Source organism: Clavibacter sp. AC415, assembly GCF_979252985.1.
Genome location: NZ_CEEDAR010000004.1, coordinates 24174 through 48956, shown reverse-complemented (window position 1 = coordinate 48956; position 24783 = coordinate 24174). Strand labels below are relative to the sequence as shown.

Genomic DNA, 24783 nt, shown 5'->3' with positions numbered 1-24783 from the left:
TTCGCCTCCCGCTGGGATCCCTTCGCCAGCGTCGTGGTGTGGGAGGGCCAGGCGTCGACCTCGGAGGAGGTCGACGGCACGTACAGCTACTCGGTGACCACCATCGCGACGGTCGACGGCCAGGGTCACTACCGGGAGGTCGGCAGCGACCAGGAGACGCGCCTCTCGTTCCAGCTCGTGCAGGAGCGCGGCGAGTGGCGCATCCAGCGGGCACCCGACGGCATCGCGCTGCGGTCGACCTACTTCCGCGAGATCTTCAGCGCGCACGCGCTGTACTTCTTCGACCCCACGTTCTCGTTCCTCGTGCCGGATCTCCGCTTCTTCGTCACGAGGGCATCGCAGAGCGTCAGCACCCGGATCGTCAAGTCGCTCCTCCAGGGGCCGTCGCCCTGGCTGTCCCAGCCCGCGGTCGTCACGGCCTTCCCCGAGGGCACGCGGCTGGCGTCGTCGGCGGTGACGACGGCGGGCGGGACGCCCAGGTGGACCTCTCGACGGAGGCGCGCGCCGCGGACGGCGTCACCCAGCAGCGCATGGAGCTGCAGCTGCGGCAGAGCCTGTCGAACATCCCGTCGGTGCTCGACGTGCAGGTGCTCGTCGACGGGACGCCGCTCACGGTGCCGGACCTCGGCGGGCGGGGCCCGGTCAAGGACCCGCAGGCCGAGTCGCGGCCGCTCGTCCTCGCCCAGGGCGCGTTCGGCTACCTCGGCGGCGGGGAGGTGGCGCCGCTCGGGACCCTGGGGACGCGGGTCGCGGCCCTCGGCGCGGACGCGGCGACGCTGAGCGCCGACGGCGGGCAGGCGGCGGTGCGGAACGCGTCCGGTGTCTGGACCGTCGGCGACGGCGATCGCGACGCGGTCCTCCTCGACACGCGCCCGGGCCTCGTCGCACCCTCGCTGGACGCGCAGGGCTACGTGTGGTCGACGCCGTCGTCGGATCCGCGGGGCCTCGTCGCCTGGGGTCCCGACGGCGTGGCCCACCCCGTCGCCGTGAGCTGGACCGCGACCGGCCGCGTGGTGTCGCTCGACGTGGCGCGCGACGGCGCCCGCGTGCTCGTGCAGCTCGAGACGGGGGCGGGCCACGCGGCTGCTCGTGGCGTCGATCGTCCGCGACGGCGGGGTCCCCGTCTCGCTGACGACGACCCCGCTCGAGCTCGTGGCCGCGCCCGGCACGCCGCTCGACGCGACCTGGGTCGACGAGCTCGACGTCGCGACCCTCACCCTCACGCCGGACGGCGAGCGCCAGGTCGACCTGCACCAGGTCGGAGGCCCGTCGGAGAGCATGGGATCCGCGACCGACGGGGTCTCCATCACCGGGGCCAACGACGCGAGCGGGCTGCGCGTCCTCACGAGCGCCGGCGCGCTCCTCACCCCGCGCGGCAGCACCTGGCAGCAGACGGCCACGGGCGTCTCCTTCGTGGCCACCAAGCGCTGACGCCGTCCCCCGATCCGTCCCCGGCGCCCGTCACCCGCTGGGCACCTGCGAACCTGCGCGCGTGATCCCCGCCGACCCGCCGCCCGCCCTCCCCGCACCCCGCCCCGCGCCGGGTCACCCCGCCCGGCCGCCGCGCCCGCGGGCTCGTGCGCTCCGCCCTGCTCGACGCGCTCGCCGTGCTCGCCCCGGTGTCGTGCGCCGGGTGCGGCACCCCCGACCGCTCCGTCTGCCCGTCGTGCCGCGCCGCGCTCCACGGCGCCGTCCGGATCCGCGCCCTCGCCCTGCCGCCGGTGCCCGCCGCGGCCGGGATCGCCGGCGCCCGCGTCGTCCCGGTCGCGTGCGGGAGCGCCTACGAGCCGCCGTGGCCCGCGCTCCTGTCCGCCCTCAAGGAGGAGGGCCGCACGGACGCGGCGCGGGCCATGGCCGTGCCGCTCGCCCGCGCGCTCCTCGCCGCGGAGTCGGCCGCCGTCGGCCGGCGACCCGCCCCGGCAGACGCCGCCCCGGCAGACGCCGCCCCGGGGGAGCGCGCCGTCGCCGCGTTCGACGTCATCGACGTCCCGTCGTCCGGCGCCTCCCTGCGGCGACGCGGCTATGCGCCCGTCGAGGTCCTGCTCTCCCGCGCGGGCGTGCGCCCGCTGCGGCTGTCCGGGCCCCGCGGTCTGCGGCGCCACCCCCTCCGCTTCATCCGCCGACCCGCGGACCAGGCGGGTCTCGGGGTCGCCGCCCGTGCTGCGAACGTCGCCGGGTGCCTCGTCGCGCGCGTCGACCTCACGGGGCGTCGGATCGTCGTCGTGGACGACGTGCTCACCACGGGCGCCACGCTGCGGGAGACGTGCCGGGCGATCCGCGCGGCGGGAGGCGAGGTCGCCGCGTGCGCGGTCCTCGCTGCCGTTCCGGGCCGTCGCCGTCCGAGGGCGTCCCCGGGGCCCGACCCGGAGCGTCGCTCCCTGTGCACTTCCGATGCACTCGCGGTCCACCCGCCGGATGCCTCGCGCAGGGACGAGCCCGAGGTCTAGGCTCGCCCGAAAGGCGTGAAAGTGATCGCCCTCTTCCAGCGGGCGGCGCGTCATGATCTGGAGGTACGTCATGGACATCAACATCACCGGCCGCAACGCGGAGATCACCGATCGTTTCCGCGTGTACGCCACCGAGAAGGCCGACAAGATCGCCCAGCTCGCCGAGAAGTCCATCTCGCTCGACATCAAGGTCTCGCGGCACAGCGAGAAGTCCGGGGGTTCCGCCGGCGACGACCGCGTGGAGATCACGCTCGTGGGTCCCGGCCCCGTCATCCGGGCCGAGAGCAGCGCCGCCGACAAGTTCGCGGCCTTCGACCTCGCCCTCGGCCGCATGCTGGAACGGCTGCGCCGCGCGAAGGACAAGAAGAAGATCCACCGCGGCAACCACCGCCCGGTCTCCCTCCACGAGGCGGCCACCGGCGGCTTCGCCCAGATCGACCTCGACCCGGCCGACGCCGAGCTCATCGAGCGCGTCAACGGAAGGAGCGTCGCCCCCGTCGACCAGCCCGTCGCCGAGGAGGACTACTGCCCCGTCGTCATCCGCACCAAGGTCTTCCCCTCCCAGTCGATGACGGTCGACCAGGCGCTGGAGCACATGGAGCTCGTGGGCCACGACTTCTTCCTCTTCGTCGACGCCGAGACCGACCGTCCGAGCGTCGTCTACCGCCGCAAGGGCTGGGACTACGGCGTCATCGGCCTGGCCGACGGCGAGCAGGAGCTGGAGGGCGCCGGGGCCGGCTCCCGGTCGCTCCGCCGCTGATCCGCTCCCGCTCCCTCCTCGAGCACCAGGCCCCGTGCGCTCCGGCGCACGGGGCCTCGTGCGTGCGCGGTTCCACGGGTCAGGGCGCTCCCGGGAACGGGGGCGGGCGAGTCGGTGCTATGGCGGTGCTCGTCGGCGGCGATATCCGCGCGCCGACACGGCGGTCGTCGTCACCCGGCGCCCGCCCCAGATCCGCAGGGAGACACCGATGGCGTCGGTGCTTCGAGAAGGTCCTTCGCGTCGGCGAGGGCCGCACGCTCCGCAAGCTGCAGAACTACGCGAAGGCGGTGAACCAGCTCGAGGAGGACTTCACGCACCTCACCGACGAGGAGCTGAAGAACGAGACGGTCGAGCTGCGCGAGCGCCACGCCAACGGCGAGTCCCTCGACGACCTGCTCCCCGAGGCCTTCGCCGCCGTCCGCGAGGCCTCCCGCCGCACCCTCGGCCTCCGTCGCTTCGACGTCCAGATCATGGGCGGCGCCGCCCTCCACCTCGGCAACATCGCCGAGATGAAGACGGGCGAGGGCAAGACCCTGGTGGCCACGCTTCCCGCCTACCTCAACGCCATCGCCTCCCGCGGCGTGCACGTCATCACGGTCAACGACTACCTGGCGAGCTACCAGAGCGAGCTCATCGGCCGCGTCTTCCGTGCCCTCGGCATGACCACCGGCGTGATCCTCGCGGGTCAGACCCCCCAGCAGCGCCGCGAGCAGTACGCCGCCGACATCACCTACGGCACGAACAACGAGTTCGGCTTCGACTACCTGCGCGACAACATGGCGTGGCAGGCGGCCGACATGGTCCAGCGCGGCCACTTCTTCGCCGTGGTCGACGAGGTCGACTCCATCCTCATCGACGAGGCCCGCACGCCGCTCATCATCTCGGGCCCGTCCGCTGGCGACGCGAACCGCTGGTTCACCGAGTTCGCGACCGTGGCGAAGCGGCTCATCCCCGAGGTCGACTACGAGGTCGACGAGAAGAAGCGCACGGTCGGCGTGCTGGAGGCCGGCATCGAGAAGGTCGAGGACCACCTCGGCATCGACAACCTGTACGAGTCGGCCAACACGCCGCTCATCTCGTTCCTCAACAACTCCATCAAGGCCAAGGCGCTGTTCAAGAAGGACAAGGACTACGTCGTCATGAACGGCGAGGTGCTCATCGTCGACGAGCACACGGGCCGCATCCTCATGGGACGCCGGTACAACGAGGGCATCCACCAGGCCATCGAGGCCAAGGAGGGCGTCGCGGTCAAGGCCGAGAACCAGACGCTCGCCACGGTCACCCTGCAGAACTACTTCCGCCTCTACAAGAAGCTGTCCGGCATGACCGGTACGGCCGAGACCGAGGCCGCCGAGTTCATGAGCACCTACAAGCTGGGCGTCGTGCCGATCCCCACGAACCGGCCCATGCAGCGCAAGGACCAGTCCGACCTCATCTACAAGAACGAGAAGGCCAAGTTCGAGCAGGTCGTCGAGGACATCGCCGAGCGCCACGCCTCCGGTCAGCCCGTGCTCGTGGGCACGACGAGCGTGGAGAAGAGCGAGTACCTCTCGAAGCTCCTCGCCAAGAAGGGCGTCCGCCACGAGGTCCTGAACGCGAAGAACCACGCGCGGGAGGCGGCCATCGTCGCGCAGGCCGGTCGCCTCGGGTCCGTCACCGTCGCCACCAACATGGCCGGTCGTGGCACCGACATCATGCTCGGCGGCAACGCCGAGTTCCTGGCGGTCGCCGCCATGAACTCCCGCGGCCTCAGCCCGGTCGAGACGCCGGAGCGGTCCGAGACCGAGTGGGACGACGTGTTCGCCGCCGTCAAGGCGGAGGTCGACGAGGAGGCCGCCAAGGTCATCGACGCCGGTGGGCTGTACGTGCTCGGCACCGAGCGCCACGAGTCGCGGCGCATCGACAACCAGCTCCGCGGGCGCTCCGGCCGCCAGGGCGACCCGGGCGAGAGCCGGTTCTACCTCTCCCTCACCGACGACCTGATGCGCCTGTTCAACAACGGCGCCGCCGCCAGCCTCATGGGCCGCGACAGCGTCCCGGACGACGTGGCCATCGAGTCGAAGGTCGTCAGCCGCGCCATCCGCAGCGCGCAGGGCCAGGTCGAGGCACGCAACGCCGAGATCCGCAAGAACGTCCTCAAGTACGACGACGTGCTCAACCGCCAGCGCGAGGCCATCTACGGCGACCGCCGCCACATCCTGGAGGGAGACGACCTGCAGGAGCGCTCGCAGCGCTTCCTCGAGGCTGTCATCGACGACGTGCTCGACTCGCACATCGGCGAGGGCAACGGCGACGACTGGGACTTCGACGCCCTCTGGACGGAGCTCCGCACTCTGTACCCGATCTCCATCAGCATCGACGAGGTCATCACCGAGGCCGGCAGCAAGGGACGCGTCAACCGCGACTTCGTGCGCCGGGAGATCCTCTCGGATGCGAAGCTCGCGTACTCGAAGCGCGAGGAGCAGCTCGGCGAGGCTGCCATGCGCGAGCTCGAGCGCCGGGTCGTGCTGTCGGTCATCGACCGCCGTTGGCGCGAGCACCTGTACGAGATGGACTACCTGAAGGACGGAATCGGGCTCCGTGCCATGGCGCAGCGCGACCCCCTCGTCGAGTACCAGCGGGAGGGCTTCGCGCTCTTCCAGCAGATGATGGGCGCGATCCGCGAGGAGACCGTCGGGTTCCTGTTCAACCTCGAGGTCGAGGTCCAGGCGCCGACCGACGCGGAATCGATGGGTCCGCGCATCCAGGCGAAGGGGCTCGCCGCCAACCAGGCGACGGCCGACAAGCTCCGCTACACGGCGCCGACGGACGACGGCGGCGTCGAGGTCCGCAACCAGCGCGGCCAGATCGAGAAGGCGGCCACCGCGAAGGCACGCAAGGAGCAGGAGGCGGAGGATGCCGTCCTGATCGGCGAGGACGAGCCGGAGGCCCCGCAGGGACCGCCGGCGCGCGGCGCCTTCGGCCAGCGCACCGGCGCGTCCGCGGCGCCCGTGAACCGCGAGGAGCGCCGCAAGGCCGATCGCCGCAAGTAGCGTGCCGGGCGGCGGGACACCGTCGCCCCGTGCATGCTCCGCGCATGATGAAGGGCGCACCTCCCCGAGGGAGGTGCGCCCTTCGTCATGCGACGGACGAGGCGGGCGTCGGCGTCGAGGACGTTGACGGCCGTCAGCGCGCCAGCGGCGGTCGAGACCCTCGAGGCGGATGGCGACCGCACGTGCGCGGGCCCTGCCGTGGACGACGATGACCGCCTCGATGACGCCGTCGCGCGGGGAGAACGACGTGACCGTGCCGATCGTGAACACGGGACGGGTCACCGACTGGCCCTTCGTACGCCGTGCCCGCGCGCTCAGCACCACGCGCTTCAGGAGGTGACGGTAGACGTCATCGCTGACCCAGCGCGCGATCTGGTCGAGCTCACGTGCTCCCGCGAGGATCTCGATGACGCATCGGGTGAGGTTCTCGAGCAGGGGACCGGACGGGGGCAGGTCCTGGCTGCTGCAGGGCTGGCGTCCGAAGAAGTCGTCGACGTCGAAGCGCTTGCGGATGGTGCCGCGCACAGGGGCGGTCGCCGTCGGCGCCGTCGTGCCCGGCGCACGTGCAACGGCCCCTGCCGGGGGGGATCGCCTGCGGTGGTGGAGGCGCTGGACGGCTTCCGAGCTGGAGCGCGGCGCGCGGTCGCGCTCTCTGCGTCTCCCGCGATGGTGCTCCGGCGGTCAGGGAGTTCCTCCCGTGGCACTGCTTCACTCATGCGTCACTCCCATCCGGGTGCTCCCCCCGGTCGGGGGACCACGATGACTGGACAACTGTGACATCACGAGAGGATCGCTGCACGCCCAGGACACAACATGTGGAGAACTGAGAGCGGATCTCAAGGAACCGACCCCAAGGTGACCGGGATGTCCCCGCCCTCCTCGTCGCCGCCACGTCCGTCCGACGCTCCTGTTGCGGGCCGCGCGTGAGGTGGGACAACCTCTTCGACGACCTCGAGGGCCAGTGGGAGACCGCCCGGCTCGCGGAGGAGCGCGACCAGCGCGCCGAGGAGGAGCGCGTCCGCGTCGCGCGCACCGTGGTCCGCGATCGTCTCCGCGCACTGACCGCGTCCGACCAGGGCCGCCCGCTCCGGCTGTCCCTGTCCGACGGCACGTGGGTGGACATCCGCGCCAAGGTGCTGGGGCGCGACTGGCTGTCCGGCGACCTCGTCGTCCCCGGGGAGGCGAGCGCGTCGCGCGAGGAGCGGGCGTGCATCCTCCCGCTCGCGTCGGTCCACGCCCTCGCCATGGACCGCGATCAGATCAGGACGAGCCTGCAGCCCGTGTCCGAGCTCCCTCCGGAGCGGGGGATCGTGGACCGGATCGGGCTGCCGTTCGTCCTCCGGGACCTGTGCCGGCGTCGCGCGCGGGTCGAGCTGCGACTGGCCGGCTCGGTCGTCGGCGGCACGCTGGACCGGGTCGCCCGCGACCACGTGGACGTCGCCGTCCACGAGGCGGGCACGCCGCGACGGGAGTCCGCCGTCCTCGGGTACCGGCTCGTGCCGCTCGTCGGGATCGTGCTCGTCCGGGTCTGAGCCGGCATGTGGACAACGCGCGACGTCCGTGCACCCCGTCCCGGACATTGACCCGCATGCCTCCCACCCCTCGTCCTGCGCGTCCGGCGCGCCGTCCAGCCTGGCTCGATCCCCGCTTCGTCGTCGGGCTCGTCCTCGTCCTGGTGTCCGCGGGCGGGGTCGTGGCGCTCCTCCGCTCCGTCGACTCGTCCACGGTCGTCATGGCCGCGGCATCCGGCCTCGACGCCGGCAGCACCGGTGCATGCCAGCGACCTCGTGCCCGTGCGGGTCCGCATCGACGGCGCGGCCGCCGGCCTCTACGTCGCGCCGGGCGCGGCGGACGGGTCCGTAGTCACGCGGTTCGTGGGCGGGGGCGAGCTGGTCCCGAGGTCCTCCCTGTCCTCGTCCGATGCGCGCACCACGGCCTCGCTCGTCATCGCCACGGCCGCCGGAGCCGAGCACCTCGTCGCGGCGGGCACGGTCGTCGACATCTGGGCCGCGGCCGCGAAGGGATCGGGCGTCGACTCCTACGACCCGCCTCGGGTGATCGTCTCCGGCGCGACCGTCGCCGAGGTGATCCGCCCGGAGGGCTTCGTGGCCGACCAGGAGCACACGCGGGTGCGGGTGACGGTTCCGCGGCAGGACGTCGCGGCACTGCTGGCGTCCACCGACGCCCGCGATCAGATCACCCTCGTGCCCGTCGGCGACGCGGGCGCCTGACGTGGCCTTCCTGATCCTGGCGCTCCCGCCCCGCGTGGAGGACGCGCTCCTGCGGGACGTCGTCGACGCCGGCCACACGGTCCTGGCGCGGGTGACGGGGGCGGCCGAGGTGGTCGCCGCGGTGCGTACGGCCGCGGCGGACCCTCTGCACCTCGTCATCGCGGCGTCCTCGTCGACGCTCGACCGCGACGTCCTCGCCGTCCTCGACGAGCGCGGTGCGCGTGCCGTCGCGGTGGCGTCCAGCGAGGCCGACCGGCGGAACGCCCACGCGCTCGGGCATCACGAGGTCGTGGGCGAGGGGGCCGGATGGCATGAGATCGAGGCGCTGCTGCTGACCGTCCGTCCGGTCCCCGGAGGAGTGGCCCGTACCGGCGCCCGTCGGGCCGACCCGGTCGCCGGCCATCCGGCGGCAGACGCCCTCGAGCGCACGCCGGCAGACGTCAGTGGCCGGTTCCGGGCAGCGGAGACGCCGGACCCGGGCCGGGGCCCGGGCTCGGCGATCGTCTCGCGGTCGCGGTCGCGGTCGCGATGCCGACGCCATCCGGCGGGAGGCGGTCGCGGACGGCGCCGTCCCGCGGCCCCGGCCCCGTCCGTTGCGTTCCCGCCTCGGTCTCGTGCGTCGTCCGCGCGTGCCCGCTCCCGTGATCCGGGACCGGGAGGCGCCTCCCACCGAGGCGGGCGGAGCGCCGACGGGCCGCGTGATCGCGGTGTGGGGGCCGCAGGGAGCACCGGGCCGCACGACCACGGCCGTGGCGATAGCGGGGGAGATCGCGGCGGCCGGCGAATCGACGGTGCTCGTCGACGCCGACGTGCACGGCGGCACGGTGGCCGCCACGCTAGGCCTGCTGGACGAGGCGCCCGGCTTCGCGGCGGCGTGCCGGCTCGCGGCGGCGGGCAGCCTCACCGTCGAGGAGCTCGAGCGCATCGCCCAGCACCATCCGTCGACCCGGGCGCCGGGGTTCTCGGTCCTCACGGGCATCTCACGGCCGGACAGGTGGCCGGAGCTCGCCGAGGGTCGCGTGTCGGCCGTGCTCCAGGCATGCCGGGGCTGGCGCGATCACACCGTCGTCGACGCGTCCTTCAACCTCGAGGACGACGAGGAGATCTCGAGCGACATGTTCGCGCCGCGCCGCAACGCGGCCACGCACGCGGTGCTGCGGGACGCCGACCATGTGGTCGCCGTCGTGTCCGCCGACACGGTGGGGCTGTCGCGCTTCTTCCGCGCCTACGTCCAGCTCCTCGAGATCGTCGACCCGTCGCGGGTCTCCGTGCTGGTCAACCGGGTGCGGCCGAGCGCGGGCGGCTGGGATGCGGCGGGGCAGGTCCGTCGCACGCTCCTTCAGATTCGGCTCCGTCGAAGCGGCGGCATACGTTCCCGACGACCGGGACGCCCTCGACGCGGCCGTGCTCTCGGGAGCGACGCTCCGCGACGTCGCGCCGCGCTCGCCCGCGCTCCTCGAGTGGTCGCGGTGCGCGCGGACGGCGCTCCTGCCGCCGGAGGACGCGTCGCGGCGGACACGGCGGGCGGTCCGGTCGTCCCGCCGCGGCGGCGAGGATGCGGGGGAGGAGGCGGTCGCGACCCGCCTGGGCTGTAGCCGTGTCCACGCTCAGCGATCTCGTGCATGCCCAGGGTCTGTCCTCCGACGCCGACGTCGAGTGGCTGCATCTCCTCGTCGGCGACTGGCAGCTGCTCGCGGACCTGGCCTTCGCGGACATCGTTCTTCTGGGTCCCGACGGTCAGCGGCAGCTTCGTGGCCGTCGCGCACGCGCGGCCCTCGAGGACTCCGCCACGCTCTTCTACCGCGACTTCGTGGGCCGGCCGATCAGAGGCGGAGTGGCGCAAGCAGGTCGCCGACGCCCACGAGACGGCCCGGATCATCGACTCGTCCGCCCGACTGGTACGAGGAGACCCCCACCCGGGTCCGCGCCGTGCCCGTGCTTCCGCCGCCTCGCCCAGGGCAGCCCCGAGGTCGCCGACACCCCCATCGCGGTGATCACCCCGCACACGAACCTGAGCGAGACGCGCACGCCCAGCCGCCAGGAGCTCGCCTTCGACCAGTGCGCCAACGACCTGCTCGCGATGATCGCGGACGGGGACTTCCCGGACCTGGGATCGCCGACCGGACCGCGACGCGGCGCCCCGCGGTGCGTCGGATGGCCTCCTGCGGCTGGACGTCGACGGCATCACCACCTTCGCGAGCCCCAACGCCCTCAGCGCGCGTTCGACCGGCATGGGCTTCTCGGAGGAGCTGGAGGGGGAGTCGCTGGCCGACGCCACGTCGAGCCTCCTCACCGGCAAGCGGCTCACGGTCGACGAGTCGCTGCCGCTCATCGTCGCGGGCCGGGCGCCCTGGCGCACGGACATCGAGTCCCGCGGCGTCGCGGTCTCCCTCCGGGCCATCCCCATCCGCAGCCACGGCGAGCGGGTCGGCGCCGTCGTGCTCTGCCGCGACGTGACGGAGCTCCGCCACCAGGAGCGGGAGCTCATCACCAAGGACGCGACCATCCGCGAGATCCACCACCGCGTGAAGAACGACCTCCAGACCGTGGCGAGCCTGCTCCGGATCCAGGCACGCCGGTCGCACACCGAGGAGGCGCGCGAGGCCCTCGGCCATGCCCAGCGTCGGGTGGGAGCAATCGCGGTGGTGCACGACACCCTCAGCGAGGGCCTCAACCAGAACGTGGACTTCGACGCCGTCTTCGACCGCGTGCTGCTGCTCATCGCCGAGGTCGCGTCGGCGCACAACACGCGCGTGCACCCGAAGATCCTGGGCAGCTTCGGCGTGCTGCCGAGACGCCTGCGCGACCCCGCTCGCCCTCGCGCTCACCGAGCTGGTGACCAACGCCGTGGAGCACGGCCTGGCCGGGCGCTCGGGCGAGGTCGCCATCGAGGCGGCGCGCACCGAGGAGACGCTCACCGTCAGCGTGCGGGACGACGGCGTGGGCCTGCCCGAGGGCAAGGTCGGGACGGGACTGGGGACGCAGATCGTGCGCACCCTCATCCAGGGCGAGCTGGGCGGGACCATCGACTGGCACACGCTCATGGGCAGCGGCACGGAGGTGACCATCGAGGTGCCGCTGCGCTGGCTGGCTCCCGTCACGGCCTGACGCCTGCTCGGAGCCGGGGACGACGAGAGCCGGGCCGCCCGTGGGGCTGCCCGGCTCTCGTCGGTCGTGCGATGGATCGGTGGTGCGTGGCTCAGCTGGCGCGGCGGGCGCGAGCGGCGCGGCGCTTGAGCGCGCGGCGCTCGTCCTCGCTGAGGCCGCCCCGAGTACGCCGAGCCCTGGCCGGTCTCGAGTGCGTACTGCAGGCACATCTCGGTGACGGAGCAGCGGCCGCAGACGGCCTTGGCCTTGTCGATCTGGTCCACGGCCGGGCCGGTGTTCCCCACGGGGAAGAACAGCTCGGGGTCCACAGTCAGGCAGGCTGCCTTGTCACGCCAGTCCATAGGGGTGCTCCTCAGGTCGGTACTCGTTGCACGGCGGATCTGCCGCGGGATGGGTGGGGCGAGGCGTCCGGGAACCGCATCGGGACGGGGCACGTGGCCCCTCCTCGTGAGATGCTCGGCTTCGGGAATGCGTTCCTTGTGAGCTCGGTTCCGGATCTGCTCACCACCCTGTGAACGAACTCGACCTCGAATATCGTCGCCATAGAGCCAACGATCGATCAATAGCTTTGTATGGGAACGTGCTGTGACCGGAACCGCGGGTGCCATCGATCCGGACGACCGCGCCGAAGGCCCGAGGCGCACTCCCGCCGTCGTCCTCCTCACCGTCCTCCTCGGCCTCGAGGCCCTGGGGATGGCGGGCATCACCGGCCTCCTCGTCGTCGACCTGCTGACGTCCACGCCGGCGTCCCTCGCCAGCGCCGTGGCGCTCATCGCCCTCTCCGCGCTCGCCGCCGTGTTCCTCGGGGCCGTCGTGCGGGGCGTGCTGCGGGGACGGAGCTGGGTGCGACCTGCGGCCGTGACGTGGCAGAGTGCTGCAGATCGCCGTCGGGGTGGGCAGCCTCCAGGGCGTCGACGCGCGGCAGGACATCGGCTGGGGCCTCGTCGTTGCCGTCGGCGGTGGTGCTCGTCCTGCTCTTCACCCGCTCGGTGCTGCTCGCCACTCGCCGGCGCGACTGAGCGTCCGCGCCGGCGTGCGCTCAGGCGTGGATGCCGAGCTTCCTGCGGAGCGACGCCACGTGGCCCGTCGCCTTGACGTTGTAGAGCGGGAGGGCCACGCGGCCCTCGCCGTCGACCACCACCGTGGAGCGGATGACGCCCGTGACCTTCTTGCCGTCGAGCGACTTCTCCGTAGGCGGCGTAGGCGCGGTGCACCTCGAGGTCGGGGTCCGACAGGAGGGTGAAGCCGAGGCCCTGCTCCTCGCGAGCACGCCAGGTCCTCCTGCGGGTCCTTGGAGACGCCGAGGACGCGGTAGCCCGCGCCCTGCAGGGAGCCCATGCTGTCGCGGAAGTCGCAGGCCTGGGTCGTGCAGCCGGGGGTGCCGGCCGCCGGGTAGAAGTAGACGATGACGTCCTCGCCCCGGAGGCCCGACAGCGTGACCGGCGCGCCGTCCTCGTCGGGGAGCGTGGAGTCGGGGGCGGTCTGCCCCTTCTCGAGGCGGGCGGTCTCGGTCATGGCGGAGCCTCTCGTTAGGGGGTGTCGGCCTCCATGGTAGGGCCGCCGGCGGCGGGGCCCTCGCCCGGTCCGCGACCTCGATTCGCGTCCGCCCGCGACCTGGTGCTAGTGTCATCTCTCGGTCCGGTGCCCCCGAACGACAGGGTCCTCACCTGCGCCTCTTTAGCTCAATTGGCAGAGCAACTGACTCTTAATCGGTTGGGGTTCTCGGTTCAAGTCCGAGGGGGTGCACCACACGCTCCCGCATGCGGGGCAGCTCGATCGAGCGTCCGTCGTCCCGCGTGCCGGTGGCGTCGCTCGGCGCCGGAGAACCGTGAGAGAATACCAGGGTCGGACCATCACCGCGGACGCCCTCGAGCAGAGCGCCGCGGCGGCCGGTGATCTCGGTGCACCGGCCACGCATCGCGACGACGCCCCACGGGGCCGGTCGCGACGCGGGACGTCGGCGCCCACGCCGGCTCTGCATGCGCGTGCGCGACATCTCCGGCACACATCTCGAGGGATCGAAGGACAGCACTACATGATTTTCGAAGTAGGGGAGACCGTCGTGTTGTACCCCCACCACGGCGCAGCCACGACGATCACCGCGGTCAAGACCCGCACCATCAGAGGGGGTCGACCAAGAAGATCACATCACCCTCCAGATCCACCAGAGCCAGCTCGTCATCGACGTGCCCGTCGACAACGCGGAGCTCGTCGGGTTGCGCGACGTGATCGACAGCTCCGGCGTGGAGGCCGTGTTCGACGTCCTGCGCGGCGACGTCGAGGAGGAGGCCGGCAACTGGTCGCGCCGCTTCAAGGCCAACACCGAGAAGATGGGCTCCGGCGACGTCCGCCGCGTCAGCGAGGTCGTCCGCGACCTCTGGCGCCGCGACCAGGACTCGGGCGTCTCGGCCGGCGAGAAGCGCATGCTGGCCAAGGCGCGGCAGATCCTCGTCTCGGAGCTCGACGCTCGCGCAGAAGTCGACCGACGAGGAGGCATCCGTCGTGCTCGACGGCGTCCTCGCGCAGAGCATCTCCGCCTGACCCATCGGCGCGTCCCGCGGATGCGCCACCGCCGACGGGCCGTCTCCCGACCTCGGGAGGCCGCCCGTCCGCGCATCCTGCCGTCCGTCGACGAGGGGAGCGACCGGCGGGTAGGGTGCGGAGCATGCGCGATCACCCCGAACGACCCGACCACGACGGCCCCCTCGAGGCAGCACCCGCTCCAGCCCGCGCGACGGGGGCTGAAGGTGTCCGAGATCTACGTGATCGCGGCGGTCGTCGTCATCGCGGTGGTCGCGTTCGCGCTCGTGCGCTTCGCGACGGCCGGGCAGAACGCCCCGGGCCCTCGTCCCTCGGCGCGCTGGTCGCCCTCGTGGCCGGCGCTCGCGCCCTGCTCTGACCATCCGCGGCGCCGCGGCGTCCCCGCCGCCCGCTGACGGCTGCGCTCCTCCCACGACGCCCGGGAGGTCGGTGTCGCACCGCCTGGACGCACCGCGACGGTCGCTGCCCCGGATCCGATATCCATGCCTCCGGGAGGGGACATGGGCGGAGCGAGGGCGTGGCTCCTGGGCGGGCGCGCGGGATGCTCGCGCGTGGGTCCGCGGCAGGCCGCGCCAGGCCGTGCGCGTGCTCTTGGCGGTGCTGGCCGTCGGCGTCGTGGTCGTGTCCGTCGTCGCCGGGGCACGCCAGCAGGTCCTCGGGCCCGGTGCCGGCGGAGGACCGCTGACGGCCGTGGTCGCCGACGGCGAGGTGGTCCGGCAGCTCGCCCGTGCGGGCCTCGTGCGGGACGGGCGGATCGACGTGGCGGCCGCGCGATCCGCGACCGCCTCCCTCCCCGCGGACGCCCGCGAGCGGCATCCGCGGTACGACCGCGACGCCTTCGGGCCCGCGTGGGCGGATGCCGACGGGAACGGGTGCGACCAGCGCGACGACGTGCTGGTGCGCGATCTCGCCGTCGTCGCCTTCGCGGCGTCGGACGACGGCTGCACGGTGTCGACGGGCCGGCTCGAGGACGCCTACACGGGACGGTCGATCGACTTCCGACGGGAGCCGCGGACGAGCGCGGCCGTCCAGGTCGACCACCTCGTGCCGCTGTCCTGGGCCTGGCGGCACGGGGCGTGGGCGTGGTCGGACGCCCGACGCGAGCGTCTCGCGACCGACCTCGACGAGCTGCAGGCCGTCGACGGCCCCGCCAACCAGGAGAAGTCCGACCAGGGCCCCGCCACCTGGCTCCCGCCAGCGGCCGCGTACCGGTGCATCTACGTCGCCCGGTTCGCCTTCGTGGTCGGCCGCTACGGGCTCGAGATCGACGAGGAGGACCGCGACGCCATCGACGGGGTGCTCGCCGCGTGCTCATGACCCGGGCATCGGCGGGGCAGCGTCGGTGCGCCCGCATACGCTCGGCACGATGCGGCCGGGCGTCGACGCAGGCGGACCGTCTGCGTCGGGTGACCCGAGGGGATCGGCATGTGGAGCAAGCAGAGCGGCGATGCGACCGGCGCGATCAGCCCGGCGCCGGAGCACCCGCACGCGCATCCCGTGCAGGGGGGCATGGCTCGTGCGCGTGGCGACGGCCCCGCGCTCGGGTGGGTCCTCCGGCACCGAGCGGACCTCGCGGACCCGTTCACCTACGAGGTCTACGCGTGCGGCCTCGGACCCGACAGGCTCCGGGTCTGGATCACCCGCAGGACAGCCTCAACGCCGCGGTGCGCGTGGGTGCTGCAGCACGACGAGGAGATGCTGGCGTTCGGACGTCGGCTCCGCGCAGACCCCGGTCAGCCTGCCGGACGTGACGCGGACGCCGGCTCGCCGGACGCGGGCTCGCCGGACGCGGACGCCGCCGCCCCCGGGAGCGGGGACGGCGGCGTGGAGGCGGGCAGGGACGCCGGTCAGCGCTTCCGCTGATCCGCGGCGTCGCGACCAGTGACGGGGAAGCGGGCCGGTGATGCCCTCGCGGACCCGGGCGATCTCGAGGATCCTGTCGCGCTGCAGGTACCAGCCGACGACGAGCAGCGGGATGATCACCACGAGCGACGCGACCGTGAGCGTGCCGATGGGCCAGTCGATGGCCATGAGCACGAGCACGCTGACGAGGAACGCGAGGGTCAGCCACGACGTGACGGGCGCGCCCGGCAGGCGGAAGGACGGCTCCTTCGCCTTGCCCTGCTTCGCCCACGTGCGCAGGCGCATCTGGCACAGGATGATCGTGGCCCAGCCCGCGACGATGCCGAGCGCGGCGACGTTCAGCACGATCTCGAACGCCTAGTCCGGCACGACGGCGTTGAGGCCCACGCCGAGCAGCGTGATCGATCCGGTGAGCAGGATCCCGCCGAAGGGCACGCCGCCCTTCGACATGACGGTGGTGAATCGCGGCGCCGAGCCGTTCATGCCCATGGAGTGCAGCACGCGGCCGGTGCTGTAGAGGCCCGCGTTGAGGCTCGACATGGCGGCCGTGAGGACGACGAAGTTCATGACGGAGCCGGCGATGGCGCCGACCTCGGGCGAGCCGAGGCTGGAGAAGAAGGTCACGAACGGGCTCTGGTCCGCGCTGTAGGCCGTGTAGGGGAGCAGCAGCGAGAGGAGGACGATGGAGCCCACGTAGAAGATCGCGATGCGGAACACGACCGAGTTGATGGCGCGGGGGATGACCTTCTCCACGTCCTGCGTCTCACCGCTCGCCGTGCCGACGAGCTCGATGGCCGCGTACGCGAACACCAGCCTGGACGACCAGGACGACGGGGACGAGGCCCTGGGGGAGGATCCCGCCGTTCTCCTGCAGCACGGTCCAGCCGGTCTGCACCTCGGCGCCGCCGACCGTCACCGGGAAGCTCCAGGCCAGCCAGACGATGCCCACGATCAGGAAGACCACGAGCGCGGCGACCTTCACCAGCGCGAACCAGAACTCCATCTCGCCGAAGACCTTCACGGCGACGAGGTTGAGGGCGAGGACGATGGCGAGGGCGATGAGGGCGAGCAGCCACTGCGGCGCGGCCGTGAACGCCGACCAGTAGTGCATGTACAGCGCGACCGCCGTGACGTCGACGATGGCGGTGGTCGCCCAGTTGAGGAAGTACATCCACCCGGCGGCGTAGGCGAACTTCTCGCCGTAGAACTCGCGCGTCGAGGAGATGAACGACCCCGAGCTGGGCGGTGCAGCACCAGCTCGCCGAGCGCCCGGAGGATGAAGAAGGCGAAGACGCCGCAGATCAGGAAGACGATCGCGAGGGCCGGGCCCGCGGAGGCGAGGCGCCCGCCCGCCCCGAGGAAGAGGCCCGTGCCGATCGCGCCGCCGATGGCGATCATCTGCAGCTGGCGGGGCTTGAGGCCGTGCTGGTAGCCCTCCTGCTCGTGGCTGAAGTCCTGCGCCACGAACTCCGGATCCGGTGTGACGGGACGGCGGTCGCTCTCGCTTCGTGTCATTCCGCATACGGTAGTGGCAGTGGGCATCCGCCCCGATCCCCGCGTCGATCCACTTCCGCGGGGCACATCCGCCGTGGTAGGCGCCGAGGAGGTCCGCATGGTCCGCACGCAGCCCCCGCGACGCCGGATCCGCGCGTGGGGCGCCCTCGGCGGGATCGCGATGGGCGCGCTCCTCCTCGCCGGCTGCACGACGGATGGCGGACAGCCGGCCCCCGCGACCCCGTCGCCGTCCGCCAGCGCGCCCGCGGACGCGGGAACGGGCGCCGGCCCGCGGCCGACCCGCAGCCGACCGTCACGCGCGCCCCGGCCCGCCCACCGAGGACGAGCTCGCGACCTGCTCCACGCTCGCGCAGGTGCTGCCCGACTCGACGCGCCTCGTGCAGGCGCTGGGGGACGGCGAGGCGGTGGACCCGGCTCTCCTCGAGCGCGTCCGGCAGGGTGACGCGGCGCTCGCGGGCATGGCGCCTGAGAACATGCAGCCCCTGGTGGCGTCGTTCTCGACGATCGTGGACGAGCTGGAGGCCCTGCGCAGCGGCGCGGACACCGACGGCGCCTCGCTCGACACCGGGCAGTACCTGCGCTCGGTCGACGCGTTCCTCGACTACTGCCTCGACGACGTCGGGTACGCCCCCCGCGAGCGCGACGCCCGCGCCCTGAGGCGCCGGGGATGCCGAGGCGCCGGGGATCCTGAGGCGCCGGGGATCCTGAGGCGCGGGGATCCTGAGGCGCGGCCCCGCGGCGCCGCGTCAGGTGCGGCGCGCCACCGCCTCGTCCGCCTCGATGTCCTCCCGGGCGTCCTCCCGGCGGTCGCGGCCGTCGCCGTCGTGCGTCACGAGCAGGTGCGGCGTGCGGTGGATGCGGTACGAGATGCGCAGGTGGCGGTGCAGCACGAGCCATGCGATCGCGATGAGGGCGGAGACGATGCCGCTCGCCGCGCCGACCATGAGGGCCGCGCGCAGCCCACTCGTTCGCGATCCAGCCCACGATCGGCGCGCCGAGCGGCGTGCCGCCGACGAAGATCGCCATGTACACCGCCATCACCCGTCCGCGCATGCGCGGCTCGACGGTGAGCTGGACCGTGCTGTTGGCGCTCGTCATGAGCGTCTGGGAGACGACGCCCACGATCGCGAGGGCGCCAGCGAACAGGAGGTAGGTGGGCGCGATCGCCGCGAGCGCGGTGGCGATGCCGAAGAGCGCGGCGCCGACGAAGACCAGTCGGATCCGCGGCCGCTCGCGCCGGGCGGACAGGAGCGCGCCGGCGACGGATCCGCCGGCGAGGCTCGAGGAGAGGAGGCCGAACTCCGTCGCGCCCTTGCCGAACTCGACGCTCGCCATGGTGGAGGTGAAGATCGGGAAGTTGTAGCCGAACGCCCCGACGAGGAAGACGATGACGAGGATCACCATGATGTCCGGGCGGCCGCCGATGTAGCGGAAGCCCTCCCGCAGCTGCCCGCGCGACCGGGCGACCCGCTCCGGGCGACGGAGCTCCCCGACGCGGAGGCGGGTGAGCGCGATGAGCACGGCGACGAAGCTCACGGCGTTGATGAGGAAGACCCAGCCGGTGCCCACGCCCGCGATGAGGACGCCCGCGACGGCCGGCCCGATCATGCGCGCGGCGCTGAAGGAGGCCGAGTTCGAGCGCGACGGCATTGGAGAGGTGGTCGTCGGAGACGAGCTCGGAGACGAACGACTGGCGCGCCGGCACGTCCAGTGCGGAGGCGACGCCGAGGAGGAGGGCGAAGACGTAGACGTGCCAGAGCTCCGCCCGTCCGGAGAGGACCACGAGACCGAGCCCGAGGCCGAGCACCGCCATGGCGCCCTGCGTGATCATCAGCACGCGGCGCTTGTCGTAGCGGTCGGCGATGAGGCCGGCGTAGGGGGAGAGCAGGAGCATGGGGCCGAACTGCAGGGCCATGACGATGCCGACGGCGGTCGCGTCGTAGCGCGTGAGCTCGGTGAGGACGATCCAGTCCTGGGCGGTGCGCTGCATCCACGTGCCGACGTTCGACGCGAGGGCGCGCGGCGAACCAGATGCGGTAGTTCGGGGCGCGGAGGCTCCGGAACACCGCGCTCACGCGGAGGCCATCCGGGCGAGGAGCGCGGCCGCGTCGGCGAGGGTGGTGCGCTCGTCGGGCGTCGGCTCGTCGAGCCGGAGGGACAGCCACGCGTTCCGCTGACGTCGGGTCTCCTGCACGATGCGCCGGCCGGGCGCCGTGACGGTCACGGTGACGCGGCGGCCGTCGTCCGGGGCGGGGGAGCGCTCCGCGTAGCCCGCGTCGACCAGGCAGTTGACCGTGCGGTTCATGCTGGGGGCCGTGACGCGCTCGATCTCGGCCAGCCGCCCCGGGGCTGGTGGGCCCGTCGCGGAGCAGGAGGGCGAGGACGACGAACTGGCTGTCGCTCAGCTCGTGGTCCGCCTTCTCGGCCCGCAGGCGCCGCGACAGGCGCATCGACGCCGACGCGGAGGCTCTGGCTGAGGTCGGGGGAGTCGGGCATGTCGTCCGGGTAGCTCATTAGCCGCACTAACGAGGTGGCGGCCATGACGGGATCCTGCGAGACGGCCGAACCCGGACAGGCCGGGCGGAGGGGGCCGCGCGGACGGGCAGGATGGGAGCGCGCCGCCGGTCGCGGTGCGCGCGAGGACGCGGGCACCGGCCGCGCGACGACAGGAGGCACCGACATGACCCACCACGACGGCACGGCCGACGCGCACGACGACGACGCCGGTCTCGGCGGCGACGGCACGATCCCGGCGGGGGAGAAGGGCGTCGCGGCCGGCCACGACGGGGGGAACGACCAGCTTCGAGCCCGAGGAGGACACCCCCCACCACACGGACGACGACGGCGCCTCCGCCTCAGTCCGCCGCCCGCGGCGCCCGTCCGCCCTCGTTCGTCCCGGCCCTCATGGGCCCCGGCGGACGGCGCGCAGGCGGGCGCCGCGTTGCGTCCGCGTAGCCTGGATCCCCGTGGACACCGCGACCAACCCCCTCGACGGCACGCGCATCGCCTACCGGGTGTTCGGCGCCCCGCCCGGGCCCGGCCTCGCGCACCGAGGCGGCGCGACGCCTGACACGGCCCCCGCTCCCGTGGTCCTCGTGCACGGCACGGCCCTCTCGCAGGCGATCTGGCGCGGCTTCGGCTGGGTCAGGGCGCTGTCACCGGGGCGTCCGGTGATCACGCTCGACCTCCGCGGGCACGGCCGCAGCGGGACCCCGCACGATCCGTCCGCCTACGCCATGGACCTGATGGTGGCCGACGTCGTGGCGGTGCTCGACGCGGTCGGCGCGCCCGTCGTGCACCACGTGGGCTACAGCCTCGGGGCCCGGGTCGGCTTCTCGCTGGCGGCCGCGCATCCGGATCGCCTCCTCTCCACCTCGAGCCTCGGCGGCTCCCCGCGCAGCGGCGTGGGCGTCTTCGACCGCGTGTTCTTCCCCGGCTGCATCGAGGTGCTCGAGACCGGGGGCATGCCGGGCTTCCTCGCGGCCTGGGAGCAGCACGGCGGGCGCGTCGTGGACGCGGCGACCCGCGGCGCCTTCCTCGCCGACGACGCGGGCGCGCTGGCGGCGTACATGCGGGAGTCGGAGCGGGACCCGGGCGTGCCCGACGACGTGGTCGCGGCGTCGGCCGTGCCGCTCCTCCTCGTGGCGGGCACGCGGGACGCCGAGCGCCTCCGGGCCGCCCGGCACGTGCGCACGCTGCGGGCCGACGCCCGCCTCGTCGAGCTGGACGGCGCGACGCACGCGGGCACGCCCCGGCACCCGGACGCTCTCACGGCGGTGACGGCGTTCCTCGCGGGGGTCCCGGCGTCCGGAGCCGACCGCTAGCGCCGGAGGCGGTCATCGGCCGAGCGGAGGACGCCCGGCCCGACGCGACCCTCCGGCGAGCGGATCAGGCGACGGGTGCCGCCGCGGTCGCGCGTCGGGCCGCCTCCGCGTGCGCGCGGGCGGCGTTGCCGTCCTCGTGCGCCCGGTCGAGGTCGTCCGGATGCGCTGCGGCTGCGGCCTCCAGCGCGTCCGCCGCCCGCACGAGCGCGAGATGGGACAGGGCCTGCGGCACGTTGCCCGCCTGGCGGCGGCCCACCGGGTCGTACTCCTCCGAGAGGAGGCCCACGTCGTTGCAGAGGCCGACCAGCCGGTCCATGAGCTCGCGCCCGTCCGTCACCCGGCCGGACCGCGCGTACTGCTCGACCAGCCAGAACGAGCAGGCGAGGAACGGGTACTCGCCCGCGGGCAGCCCGTCCACCCCGGCGCTCGTGTCGTACCGCAGCAGGAAGCCCTCGTGCATGAGGGTGCGCTCCATGGCGTCGACGGTCGCGAGCATGTGCGGGTCGTCGTAGGCGCAGAAGCCGGCCTGGGCGAGGATCAGCAGCGAGGCGTCCACCTCGGTCGTGCCGTAGTGCTGGCGGAACGCACCCGTGGCGGGATCCACGCCGCGGTCGAGGATCTCGTCGCGGACGCGGTCTCGCAGCGTCCGCCACTGCTCGACCGGTCCGTCGAGGCCGTGCCGCTCGACGCCCTGCACGGCCGCGTCGAGCGCCGCCCAGATCATCGCGCGCGAGTGCGTGAAGTGCTGCTCGGCTCCGCGGATCTCCCAGATGCCGCTGTCCTGGCGCTCCCAGTTGTCCTCGACGAAGCCGATGAGGGCGCGCTGCAGCGGCCAGGAGAACTCCGTTCTCCCGGACGCCCGCGTCGCGAGCCGCCTGCAGCGCGAGCATGACCTCGCCGATGACGTCGGCCTGGTACTGCTCGAACGCGCCGTTCCCGACGCGGACGGGCCCGGAGCCCTCGTACCCGGGGAGGCTGTCGAGGTCGCGCTCCGGGAGGAAGCGCTCGCCGCTCAGGCCGTACATGATCTGGACGTCGCCCGGGTCCCCGGCGATCGCGCGCAGCAGCCAGGTGCGCCACTCGTCGGCCTCGTCGTCGAAGCCGTGCGCGAGCAGCACCTCCAGGGTGAGGGACGCGTCGCGGAGCCGCACGTAGCGGTAGTCCCAGTTGCGGGATCCGCCGAACTGCTCGGGGAGGCTGGTGGTCGCGGCCGCGACGATGCCGCCGGTGTCCTCGTGCGTGAGCGCGCGGAGCACGAGCAGCGACCGGCGGACGGCCGCCTGGTGCGGGCCCTGGTGCTCGATGGAGCTCGCCCAGGTCTCCCACCACTCCGTGGTGTGCTCGAGGGCCGCGTCCACGTCGAACGCGGGCGGCTCGCTGCGGTGCGAGGGGTACCACGTGAGGGCGGTGTCGACGGTCTCGCCGGCCGACACCTCGAAGGCCACGCCGTGGTGGTGGTCCGTCGCCGTCAGCTCGGGACCGCGGATGACGACCGCGTCGGGGCCGGCCACGGCCACCAGGCGCGGGTCGTCGCCGTCGAGCTTGCGGATCCACGGCAGCGCCGTCGCGTAGCCGAACCGGAGGCAGCAGGTCGCCCTGCATCCGCACCGTGCCGCTGATGCCCTGGACGCGGCGGACGACGTCGGCCCGCCGGTCGCCCATGGACATGAAGTCCGTCGGCCTCGACCGCGCCCTCCGGCGTCTCCCACCGCGTCCACAGGACGAAGGTGTTCCCGAGGTAGGTGCGCATCGACACGGTCGCGTCGGGGGACGCGGGTGCGAGCTTCCACGCGCCGTGCTCCTCGGTGCCGAGGAGGGCCCCGAACATGGACGCGGAGTCGAACCGCGGCAGGCACAGCCAGTCGATGGACCCGTCCCGCCCGACCAGCGCTCCCGTGTGGCAGTCCCCGATGAGTGCGTAGTCCTCGATGCGCATGGCCATGCCACATGGTCCCACGGGGCACCGGGGCGTCCGCGCCACGGGGCGCATCCGGCCACCGGGGGCGGGGCGCCGCGGCGTAGCCTGGCCGCATGCCCGCCACCTCCACGCTCCTCGTCCTCGGCGCCAGCGGCGACCTCTCCGCGCGCCTGCTCCTCCCCGGCCTCGGGGAGCTCCTCGCCCACCGGCCGGACCTCGACCTGCAGCTGGTCGGCGCGGGCACGGAGGACTGGGACGACGACCGCTGGCGCGAGGTCGTCCGCACCTCCTTCGCCTCGCTCGGCGCGGAGGGCCCCGCGGTCGACCGCGTGGTCGCCGGCACCACCTACCACGCGGCCGACGTGACGGCCGAGGCCGACCTCGAACGGCTGCTCGCGGCGTGCGACGCCGCCCCCGCCGTGTACTTCGCCCTGCCGCCGGCCGTCACCGAGCGGGCCTGCGAGGCGATGACGCGCATCACCCTGCCCGAGGGCACGTCGCTGTCGCTCGAGAAGCCGTTCGGCACGGACCTCGCGAGCGCGCGGTCGCTCAACCGGCTGCTCGCGACGCTGGTCCCCGAGGAGCGCACCCACCGCGTCGACCACTTCCTCGGCCGCTCCACCGTCCGGAACCTCCTCGGCCTCCGCTTCGCGAACCGGCTGCTCGAACCCGTCTGGAACGCCCGGCACATCGCGAGCGTCGAGATCGTCTACGACGAGCAGCTCGCCCTCGAGGGGCGGGCGCGCTACTACGACACCGCGGGCGCGCTGACCGACATGATCCAGAGCCACCTGCTGCAGGTGATGGCCGTGTTCGCCATGGAGCCGCCCGCCACGACCGATGCCCGCGACGTGCGCGACCAGAAGGCGCTCGTGCTCCGCGCGACGCGGCCGTGGGGCGGCGATCCCGTGGCGTCGTCCCGACGTGCCCGCTACACCGCCGGCGACGTCGAGGGCCGCGAGCTCCCGGCCTACGCCGACGAGGAGGGCGTCGACCCCGCGCGCGGCACCGAGACCCTCGCCGAGATGACGGTGGAGATCGCGAACTGGCGCTGGGCGGGCGTGCCGTTCCGGCTGCGCTCCGGCAAGGCGATGCGGGACCACCGACGCGAGATCGTCGTGACCTTCCAGCCGGCGCCGCACGTGCCGACCGGGCTGACCGGGGCGGACGAGCCGGACCGGATCCGCATCCTCCTCGCACCCGACGAGCTGCACCTGGAGCTGAACGTCGACGGGCCGGCCGACCCCGACGTCATCGACCGCGCCGAGCTCGTGACCGCCTTCGACCCGGGCGACCTCCCGCCGTACGGCCAGGTCATCGACGGCATCGTCTCGGACGACGAGACCCTCTCGGTGCGCGGCGACACGGCCGAGGAGTGCTGGCGGATCGTCGAGCCCGTCATCTCCGCGTGGCGCGCGGGCGACGTGCCGCTCGAGGAGTACGCGGCGGGTTCGGCGGGGCCGTGGGACAGCCCGCAGGTGGCGCCGAAGGGCTGACCCCGCGGGCGCCGTCGGCACCGGGCGGGCGGGCGGGCGGGCGCGGCG

15 protein-coding genes, 1 tRNA gene and 9 pseudogenes are annotated in these 24783 nt (G+C 73.4%); 17 read left to right on the top strand and 8 right to left on the bottom strand.

Going from position 1 to position 24783, the window contains the following annotated elements:
- Positions 1-33 precede the first annotated feature (33 nt).
- The 5 genes from ACZ411_RS01080 (at position 34) to secA (ending at position 6239) form a co-directional block, all read left to right on the top strand.
- Positions 34-780, top strand: coding sequence for a GerMN domain-containing protein (locus ACZ411_RS01080; RefSeq protein WP_464167838.1), 747 nt, complete (start codon positions 34-36; stop codon positions 778-780).
- 309 nt (positions 781-1089) lie between these two features.
- Positions 1090-1431 (top strand): LpqB family beta-propeller domain-containing protein, encoded by a 342-nt coding sequence (locus tag ACZ411_RS01075; RefSeq protein ID WP_464167836.1) that lies wholly within the window; start codon positions 1090-1092, stop codon positions 1429-1431.
- Positions 1432-1577: 146 nt separating this feature from the next.
- Positions 1578-2447, top strand: a complete 870-nt coding sequence (locus ACZ411_RS01070) for a ComF family protein (protein WP_464167834.1) — start codon at positions 1578-1580, stop codon at positions 2445-2447.
- 70 nt (positions 2448-2517) lie between these two features.
- Entirely contained in the window at positions 2518-3207 is a 690-nt protein-coding gene (hpf, locus tag ACZ411_RS01065) for a ribosome hibernation-promoting factor, HPF/YfiA family (RefSeq protein ID WP_094115398.1), read from the top strand.
- Positions 3208-3473: 266 nt separating this feature from the next.
- Positions 3474-6239, top strand: a complete 2766-nt coding sequence (secA, locus tag ACZ411_RS01060) for a preprotein translocase subunit SecA (RefSeq protein ID WP_464167961.1) — start codon at positions 3474-3476, stop codon at positions 6237-6239.
- A gap of 195 nt (positions 6240-6434) precedes the next feature.
- Here secA and ACZ411_RS01055 read toward each other — a convergent pair.
- Positions 6435-6764, bottom strand: a pseudogene (locus ACZ411_RS01055) (Rv3235 family protein); the annotation flags it as partial.
- Positions 6765-7162: 398 nt separating this feature from the next.
- Here ACZ411_RS01055 and ACZ411_RS01050 point away from each other — a divergent pair.
- A complete protein-coding gene (locus ACZ411_RS01050; RefSeq protein WP_094115401.1) occupies positions 7163-7771 on the top strand; it encodes a hypothetical protein in 609 nt (202 codons plus the stop codon).
- A 237-nt stretch (positions 7772-8008) separates the two neighbouring features.
- The gene (locus ACZ411_RS01045; RefSeq protein ID WP_464167830.1) at positions 8009-8470 is read left to right on the top strand and encodes a hypothetical protein; all 462 of its coding nucleotides are present in this window, start codon (positions 8009-8011) and stop codon (positions 8468-8470) included.
- Here the strand turns inward: ACZ411_RS01045 and ACZ411_RS01040 are convergent.
- Positions 8436-8783, bottom strand: coding sequence for a hypothetical protein (locus ACZ411_RS01040; RefSeq protein WP_464167828.1), 348 nt, complete (start codon positions 8781-8783; stop codon positions 8436-8438). The genes ACZ411_RS01045 and ACZ411_RS01040 overlap by 35 nt on opposite strands.
- A 316-nt stretch (positions 8784-9099) precedes the next feature.
- On the opposite strand from ACZ411_RS01040, the gene ACZ411_RS01035 reads away from it, so the two are divergent.
- From ACZ411_RS01035 to ACZ411_RS01020, 4 genes and pseudogenes are all read left to right on the top strand, one after another.
- On the top strand, positions 9100-10065 hold the full coding sequence (locus ACZ411_RS01035) for an AAA family ATPase (RefSeq protein WP_464167826.1): 966 nt from the start codon (positions 9100-9102) through the stop codon (positions 10063-10065).
- Positions 10026-10475: pseudogene (locus tag ACZ411_RS01030) on the top strand (histidine kinase N-terminal domain-containing protein); the annotation flags it as partial. The gene ACZ411_RS01035 and the pseudogene ACZ411_RS01030, both read left to right, overlap by 40 nt.
- Before the next feature lie 157 nt (positions 10476-10632).
- Positions 10633-11133: pseudogene (locus tag ACZ411_RS01025) on the top strand (histidine kinase dimerization/phosphoacceptor domain -containing protein); the annotation flags it as partial.
- On the top strand, positions 11084-11578 hold the full coding sequence (locus ACZ411_RS01020; RefSeq protein WP_464167824.1) for a sensor histidine kinase: 495 nt from the start codon (positions 11084-11086) through the stop codon (positions 11576-11578). The pseudogene ACZ411_RS01025 and the gene ACZ411_RS01020, both read left to right, overlap by 50 nt.
- 91 nt (positions 11579-11669) lie before the next feature.
- Here ACZ411_RS01020 and ACZ411_RS01015 read toward each other — a convergent pair.
- A pseudogene (locus tag ACZ411_RS01015) lies at positions 11670-11919 on the bottom strand (WhiB family transcriptional regulator).
- A 698-nt stretch (positions 11920-12617) separates the two neighbouring features.
- Positions 12618-13093 (bottom strand): annotated as a pseudogene (locus tag ACZ411_RS01010) (peroxiredoxin).
- A 154-nt stretch (positions 13094-13247) separates the two neighbouring features.
- Between ACZ411_RS01010 and ACZ411_RS01005 the strand changes: the two are divergent.
- The 4 genes and pseudogenes from ACZ411_RS01005 (at position 13248) to ACZ411_RS00990 (ending at position 15436) form a co-directional block, all read left to right on the top strand.
- Positions 13248-13327: transfer RNA gene (locus ACZ411_RS01005), tRNA-Lys, on the top strand.
- Positions 13328-13613: 286 nt separating this feature from the next.
- A pseudogene (locus ACZ411_RS01000) lies at positions 13614-14119 on the top strand (CarD family transcriptional regulator).
- A 206-nt stretch (positions 14120-14325) separates the two neighbouring features.
- On the top strand, positions 14326-14514 hold the full coding sequence (locus tag ACZ411_RS00995) for a hypothetical protein (RefSeq protein ID WP_464167822.1): 189 nt from the start codon (positions 14326-14328) through the stop codon (positions 14512-14514).
- Between the two features lie 184 nt (positions 14515-14698).
- On the top strand, positions 14699-15436 hold the full coding sequence (locus ACZ411_RS00990) for an HNH endonuclease family protein (protein ID WP_464167820.1): 738 nt from the start codon (positions 14699-14701) through the stop codon (positions 15434-15436).
- A gap of 570 nt (positions 15437-16006) precedes the next feature.
- Here ACZ411_RS00990 and ACZ411_RS00985 read toward each other — a convergent pair.
- The 3 genes and pseudogenes from ACZ411_RS00985 to ACZ411_RS00975 all read right to left on the bottom strand — a co-directional run.
- Positions 16007-17497, bottom strand: a pseudogene (locus ACZ411_RS00985) (amino acid permease); the annotation flags it as partial.
- Positions 17498-18243: 746 nt separating this feature from the next.
- A pseudogene (locus ACZ411_RS00980) lies at positions 18244-19572 on the bottom strand (MFS transporter).
- Entirely contained in the window at positions 19569-19802 is a 234-nt protein-coding gene (locus tag ACZ411_RS00975) for a hypothetical protein (protein ID WP_464167818.1), read from the bottom strand. Before ACZ411_RS00975 ends, ACZ411_RS00980 begins: the two are co-directional and overlap by 4 nt.
- Positions 19803-20463: 661 nt before the next feature.
- Here ACZ411_RS00975 and ACZ411_RS00970 point away from each other — a divergent pair.
- Entirely contained in the window at positions 20464-21321 is an 858-nt protein-coding gene (locus ACZ411_RS00970; RefSeq protein WP_464167816.1) for an alpha/beta fold hydrolase, read from the top strand.
- A 64-nt stretch (positions 21322-21385) separates the two neighbouring features.
- On the opposite strand, the pseudogene ACZ411_RS00965 reads toward ACZ411_RS00970, so the two are convergent.
- Positions 21386-23263, bottom strand: a pseudogene (locus tag ACZ411_RS00965) (glycoside hydrolase family 15 protein).
- An 89-nt stretch (positions 23264-23352) separates the two neighbouring features.
- Here ACZ411_RS00965 and ACZ411_RS00960 point away from each other — a divergent pair.
- The gene (locus ACZ411_RS00960) at positions 23353-24735 is read left to right on the top strand and encodes a glucose-6-phosphate dehydrogenase (RefSeq protein ID WP_464167814.1); all 1383 of its coding nucleotides are present in this window, start codon (positions 23353-23355) and stop codon (positions 24733-24735) included.
- The last annotated feature ends 48 nt before the right edge of the window (positions 24736-24783 follow it).

Excerpts from the sequence above, each read along its gene's own strand:
- ACZ411_RS01020 (WP_464167824.1), top strand. The coding sequence starts at position 11,084 with ATGCCCAGCGTCGGGTGGGAGCAATCGCGGTGGTGCACGACACCCTCA.
- hpf (WP_094115398.1), top strand. The coding sequence starts at position 2,518 with ATGGACATCAACATCACCGGCCGCAACGCGGAGATCACCGATCGTTTC.
- ACZ411_RS01040 (WP_464167828.1), bottom strand. The coding sequence starts at position 8,783 with ATGCCATCCGGCCCCCTCGCCCACGACCTCGTGATGCCCGAGCGCGTG.
- ACZ411_RS00975 (WP_464167818.1), bottom strand. The coding sequence starts at position 19,802 with ATGAACCGCACGGTCAACTGCCTGGTCGACGCGGGCTACGCGGAGCGC.
- ACZ411_RS00960 (WP_464167814.1), top strand. The coding sequence starts at position 23,353 with ATGCCCGCCACCTCCACGCTCCTCGTCCTCGGCGCCAGCGGCGACCTC.